Genomic DNA, 5697 nt, shown 5'->3' on the forward strand with positions numbered 1-5697 from the left:
GCATGGCTGGCGGGCGGCGCGGCTCGACCCGCTGGGGCTGACGGCGCCGGAGCGGCCCGCGGCGCTGGACGCCCCCGGCCCCGACGCCCTGCGCGAGGCGCTGGAAGCCGCCTATGCCGGCGGGCTCGGCTGGGAGTTCGGGCATGTGCAGGACGAGACCCGCTTCGCCTGGCTGGCCGAGGCCGCCGAGACCGCGTTCGCCCCGTCCCGCGCCGCCCAGGTCGCCGCCCTCTCGCGCATCGCCGAGGCCGAGCGGGTCGAGGCCGACATCAAGCGCCGCCTGCCCACCACCAAGACCTTCGGCCTGTCGGGGGCGGAGGGGTTCGTATTGCTGCTCGACGCGGTGATCCGCGGCTCGGGGGCGGCCCGCGTGGTCTGCGGGGGCATGCATCGGGGGCGGCTGACCCAGCTGGCGCTGGCGCTCGGCAAGCCGCTGAACCGGATCGCCGCCGAGCTGCGCGGCGCGCCGGATCTGCCCCAAAGTCTCGGGGCGGCGTCGGACGTGCCCTATCACCTCGGCCATGACGGGATCCGCGAGGACGGGGTGGAGGTCTGGACCGCCCCCCACCCGTCGCATCTGTCGATCGTGGCGCCGGTGGCGATGGGGCGGGCGCGGGCCGAGGGGCGGCACGTCCTGCCGCTGATGCTGCACACCGATGCGGCGCTCGCCGGCCAGGGCGTGAACATGGAGCTGATGCAGCTCGCCCGCCTCCCCGGCTACGAGGTCGGCGGGGCCATCCATCTGCTGCTCGACAACCAGATCGGCTTCACCACCGACGGGGCGGAGGCGCGGTCCGCCCGCACCGCCGCCGACGTGGCGAAGCTCACGGAAACCCCGATCCTGCACGTCAACGGCGACGACCCCGACGCGATCCTGCGCGCCGCCGCCGCCGCCTGCGCCTGGCGGGCGCGGTTCGGGGAGGACATCATGGTCCGCCTCGTCGCCTATCGCCGCCGCGGGCATAACGAGATGGACGAGGCGCGCTTCACCCAGCCGCGCATGTACGCCGCCATCGACGCGCTGCCCCCCCTGTCGGCGCGCTACGCCGAAACGGCCGGGCTGCCGGCCCCCGACCTCGCCCCGCTGCAATCCCGGCTCGACGCCGCCTTCGCCGCGCCCCCGACCACCCCGAACGCGCCCGAGGCCCCCGGCCTCGCCCCCGGGGCCGAGGCGCGGCTATTGGAGTGGCGCGAGACGGGGGTGGAGATCGGGCGGCTGCAGGCGCTGGCCCGCAGGCTCGCCCGCATCCCGGACGGGTTTACCCTGCATCCCAAGGTGCGCGCCGTGCTCGACAAGCGGCGCAAGATGGCGCGCGGGGAGGCGCCCGTGGACTGGGCCTTCGCCGAGGCGATGGCCTTCGCCTCGCTCCTCGATGACGGCGTTTCCCTGCGCTTCTCCGGCCAGGACGCGGTGCGCGGGGCCTTCGCGCAGCGGCATCTGCGGCTGGCCGACCAGCCCACGGGCGCCGTGCATGACGTGCTGGCGGGGTTCGGGGCGGCGGAGGTTTTCAACTCGCCGCTCATCGAAAACGCCACGCTCGGCTTCGAATACGGGTTTTCGACCGCCTTTCCGGGGCTCCCGGTCTGGGAGGCGCAGTTCGGCGATTTCCTCAACGTCTGCCAGCCGATCTTCGACCAGTATGTGACGGGGGGGGAGGATCGCTGGCTGCTGACCTCCCGCCTGACGATGCTGCTGCCCCACGGCTGGGACGGCGGCGGCCCGGACCATTCGACCGGGCATATGGAGCGGGTGCTGGCGCGCTGCGCGAAGGCCAATATCGTGGCCGCCAACCCCTCGACCCCGGCCAACTATTTCCACCTGCTGCGCCGGCAGATGGCGCTGCCCGATCCGAAACCCCTGGTGGCGTTCACGCCGAAGCTGCTGCTGCGGCTCGGCGATTGCGTATCCTCCGCGCCGGAATTCGGGCCGGGAACGGGGTTTCGGACGGTGCTCGACGAGCCGGCGCAGGGGGCGGAGCGGGTGATCGTCTGCTCGGGAAAAATCTACTGGGCGCTTGCAAAAGCGCGGGCGGACCGGGGACTCGAGGGCCGCGTGGCCCTGATCCGGCTGGAGCAGCTGCACCCCTTCCCCGCCGCGGCGCTGGCCATGGCCCTGCAGGGCGCGCCCGGCGAACTGGTCTTCGTGCAGGAGGAACCCGAAAATCTTGGGCCCTTCCAGTGGCTCGACCGGCGGATCGAACGCGCCGCGGGGCGCGCCGCCCGGCTGGTCTCCCGGCCCTCCGCGGCCTCGCCCGCCGTGGGCTGGCACGCATGGCATGACGCCGAAGAGCGCGCGCTGATCGACGCCGCCCTGGACATGGAGAGTTCCAAATGAGGGTTTCCGACGACACGCTCGCCATCCTGCGCGGGCTCGCCACCCCCACCCTCGCCAACGCCATCGACGAGACCGGGGCGGGGGGCGTGCTGACCGGCCTGCATGCCGCCGGGCCCGGCCTGAAATGCGTGGGCCGCGCGGTGACGGCGCGCGAGGTGACGGCCCCCTTCGGAACCTTCCCCACCGCGGATTTCAAGGTCGGCCACATGATCGACGCCGCCGGACCCGGCGACGTGATCGTGGTGGCCAACAACGGCGCCCCCGTCTCCACCTGGGGCGGCATGGCGAGCTACGCCGCCAAGCTGAAGGGCATCGAGGGCCTGATCGTCGACGGCGGCGTGCGCGACCGCGAGGAGATCCAGGAATTCGGCTTCCCGGTCTTCTCCGCCCACATGGTGCCCACCCCCGGCAAGACCCGCATCCGCATCGAGGCCATCGGCGAGCCCATCGTCGCCTGCGGCATCGCCATCGCCCCCGGCGACGTGATCGTGGCCGACGGGACCGGGGTCGTGGTCCTCCCCGCCGCCCGCGCCGCGGAGATCGCGGCCCTCGCCGCCGGATACGCCGCCGATGACGCCCGCGCGATGGAGGAGATGCGGGGCGGCCTCTCCTTCCGCGAAGCGCTTCAAAAATTCGCCAAGATCTGAAGGGAACGCCCCATGCAGGACATGACCCGCGCGCGAAAGGTCCCCGCCGACGTGATCGCCCGCCTGAAAGCCGTCACCGGCCCCGCGGGCTACCTGGACGATCCCAGGGACATCGAGCCCCACTGCCTCGCCTGGCGCGACGGCTGGCGGGGCGAGGTCCCCATCGTGATGCGCCCCGCCTCGACCGAAGAGGTCGCGGAGATCGTGAAGATCTGCGCCGAGACCCAGACCCCCATCGTCGCCCAGTCCGGCAACACCGGGCTGACCGGGGGCGGGCAACCCCACATGGGCGGGTCGGAGATCGTGCTCGCGCTCGACCGCATGACCAGGATCCGGGAGATCGACCCGCTGAACGACTCGATCACCGTCGAGGCCGGGGTGATCCTGAAAACCGTGCAGGACGAGGCGGCGAAGGTGGATCGCCTGTTCCCGCTGTCGCTGGCGGCCGAGGGCTCGTGCCGGATCGGCGGGAACCTTTCCACCAACGCCGGCGGCGTGCAGGTCCTGCGCTACGGCAACGCCCGGGCGCTGGCGCTGGGACTGGAAGTGGTGACGGCGGACGGGGAGATCTGGAACGGGCTCCGCGCGCTGCGCAAGGACAACGCAGGCTACGACCTCAAGCAGATCTTCATTGGGGCCGAAGGGACGCTCGGCATCATCACCGCCGCGGTGCTGCGGCTTTACCCCCGGCCCGTGGACAGCGCGGTGGCCTTGGTCGCCGTCCCGACCTGCGCGGCGGCGATCGAGCTGCTTGCGGCGATGAAATTCGCGCTGGGCGAAGCGGTGACGGCGTTCGAGCTGATGCACCCGATCTGCTTCGAGCTGGCGACGCAGACCATGGGCCACGAAGATCCCCTGCCCGGCGCCGGCTGGCGGGTGCTGATGCAGCTTGATGGGCCCGGGCCCGACGGGACCCTGACCGCCGCGCTCGAAACCGCGCTGGGCGCGGCCATGGAAACCGGCCTCGTCACCGACGCCGTGCTCGCCGCGAGCCTCGACCAGGCCGCGCGCCTCTGGCGAATCCGCGAGGATCAGGCCGAGGTCCAGCAGCGCGCCGGCGCCGGCATCAAGCACGACATCTCGGTCCCCGTCTCGCGCATCCCCGAATTCGTCGAGATCGCGGACGCGGCGCTCGAGGCGCTCTATCCCGGGTTCCGCCCCTGCACCTTCGGCCACGCGGGCGACGGCAACCTGCATTACAACCCGATCCGGCCCGAGACCTGGACCGACGCCGACTGGAAGGCCGAGACGCTCGCCATCAACCGGGTGGTGCATGACCTGGTCGCCCGGATGAACGGCTCGATCACCGCCGAGCATGGCGTGGGCCGACTGCGCAAGGATGAGCTCGGCCGCCTGAAAGACCCGGTGGAGCTGGCGCTGATGCGGCGGCTTAAAGCGGCGTTCGATCCGGAAAACCTGCTCAACCCCGGCAAATTGCTGCCCTGAGTCGCCTTCCCGCCCGCCCTGTGCGGCGCCGCAGGCGGAAATGACGCATGCGAACGGTTGACTATGGGTCGCCTGCCTGTCTCTTTTGAACAGGGCCTGCGCGCAGCCGCGTCAGGTCGGATTGGAAGGCGCCGTTCAGAGCGTCCCCGAACGAAACAGGGAGGTTTCATGATCCACCGCCGCATCCTGCGGAAGGGCGCCCGCGGCGTCCTCGCCGCCGCCCTCGCGGGCCTCATCGCCCCCAGCCTCGCGCCTGCGGCCAACGCCGCCAATGTCGACGGTCCCGCCGTGTTCTGGAAGCTGTCGTCCTGGGGCAATCCGCGCGCCTTCACCTCGGGCTTCGAGCATCTGGCCAAGCGGCTGGACGAGGAGACCGGCGGGCAGTTCAAGCTGCGCGTGTTCCACGGCGAGCAGATCTCCAAGGACAAGGAGAATCTCGACGGGCTGAAAGCCGGCGCCTTCGAGGCCGCCGCCTTCTGCAACTTCTACCATCCCGGCAAGAACCCCGCCCTGATGGTGATGACCATGCCGTTCCTGCCGATCCCGGATTTCGACACCGGCTGGAAGGTGCGCATGGGGCTCTACCAGGATCCGATCATGGCCGAGGAGATGGCGGCCTGGAACGCCATGTACTACGTGACCACCAACCTGCCGCAATATGAATTCATGGGCGTCGGCGAACCGCCGCTCGCGCCCGAGGACTTCAACGGTCTGCGCGTGCGCGCCGGCGGCGGCATCGGGGTGGCGATGGAGAAGATGGGCGCGATCCGCCAGTCGATGCCCGCGACCGAAGTCTACACCGCCCTGCAGCGCGGCACGATCGACGCCGAGAGCCTGCCCTACACTTACGCCCACGCCTCCTACAAGATCTACGAAGTGGCGGACTGGTTCACGTCGAACATGGCGCCGGGCACTTCGGATTGCCCGGTGGTGTTCTCCAAGACCGCCTATGACGCCCTGCCCGACCAGTACAAGAAACTGCTCGAGGATCTGAAGCCCGAGGTGAAGGACGTCTACAAGGCCGCCTACGAAGCCGCGGACGCCAAGAACCTGCCGCTGTTCCGCGAGAAGCTGAAAGAGGTGGTCTACACCGACGCGCAGCTCGCCGCGTTCCGCGAGATCGCCGGCAAGCCGGTCTGGGACGAGTGGGTGGCCGAGAACCAGGACAAGTTCGACGCCCAGCATGTCCTCGACCTGGTGATGAAGCTTTCGGGCGGCGAAAGCTGATCGCCTGATCGTCCCGGCCGGGCGGCGCGGAGCAACCGCGCA

Annotated in this window: 4 protein-coding genes; all 4 read left to right on the forward strand. The window is 70.8% G+C overall.

All coding sequences use genetic code 11. From position 1 onward, the window contains the following. Window positions 1-2335: thiamine pyrophosphate-dependent enzyme (locus tag ACTB72_RS15920; RefSeq protein WP_463037988.1), on the forward strand; the 2335-nt coding region annotated here is incomplete at its 5' end. Continuing rightward, window positions 2332-2982 carry an RraA family protein gene (locus tag ACTB72_RS15925; protein ID WP_463037989.1) on the forward strand — a complete coding sequence of 217 codons (651 nt, stop codon included), beginning with the start codon at window positions 2332-2334 and terminating at the stop codon, window positions 2980-2982. The genes ACTB72_RS15920 and ACTB72_RS15925, both read left to right, overlap by 4 nt. A gap of 12 nt (window positions 2983-2994) precedes the next feature. Next, complete coding sequence (locus ACTB72_RS15930; RefSeq protein WP_463037990.1) at window positions 2995-4428, forward strand: FAD-binding oxidoreductase; 1434 nt, start codon at window positions 2995-2997, stop codon at window positions 4426-4428. 168 nt (window positions 4429-4596) lie between these two features. Then, window positions 4597-5655, forward strand: a complete 1059-nt coding sequence (dctP, locus tag ACTB72_RS15935) for a TRAP transporter substrate-binding protein DctP (protein WP_463037991.1) — start codon at window positions 4597-4599, stop codon at window positions 5653-5655. The last annotated feature ends 42 nt before the right edge of the window (window positions 5656-5697 follow it).

It is taken from the genome of Albimonas sp. (assembly GCF_055129145.1).